The sequence below is a fragment of the Shinella sp. M31 genome (assembly GCF_049199205.1).
Taxonomy (GTDB): domain Bacteria; phylum Pseudomonadota; class Alphaproteobacteria; order Rhizobiales; family Rhizobiaceae; genus Shinella.
Genome location: NZ_JBLZPH010000046.1, coordinates 48,204 through 48,489, shown reverse-complemented (window position 1 = coordinate 48,489; position 286 = coordinate 48,204). Strand labels below are relative to the sequence as shown.

Genomic DNA, 286 nt, shown 5'->3' with positions numbered 1-286 from the left:
GGTGAAACCAGTGACGGCTTCGCTGAAGGTGAAGGTCACCAGCGAGGTTTCACCGGCTGCCAAAGCGGTGTCCGCCACCACGATGGTTGCGGTCGGGCGCTGGCTGTCGACGCTGTAGTTGTTCGAATTGGTGATCCCTGTCCCGGCATTGCCAGCGAGATCGGCCACACCGGTATTGTCGAGTGTGATGAGGTTGGTCGTGTCTGTAATGCCGCCGGTCGGCGTCAGGGTCGCGGTCCAGGTGATGCCGCCATCGGACGAACTGACGGAGCTCAGCATGCCGTTG

1 protein-coding gene is annotated in these 286 nt (G+C 61.9%); it reads right to left on the bottom strand.

Features of this window, described 5'->3' with window-relative positions:
* On the bottom strand, positions 1 to 286 hold a 286-nt coding region (locus ACOZKU_RS06905), incomplete at both ends, for an Ig-like domain-containing protein (protein ID WP_421578229.1).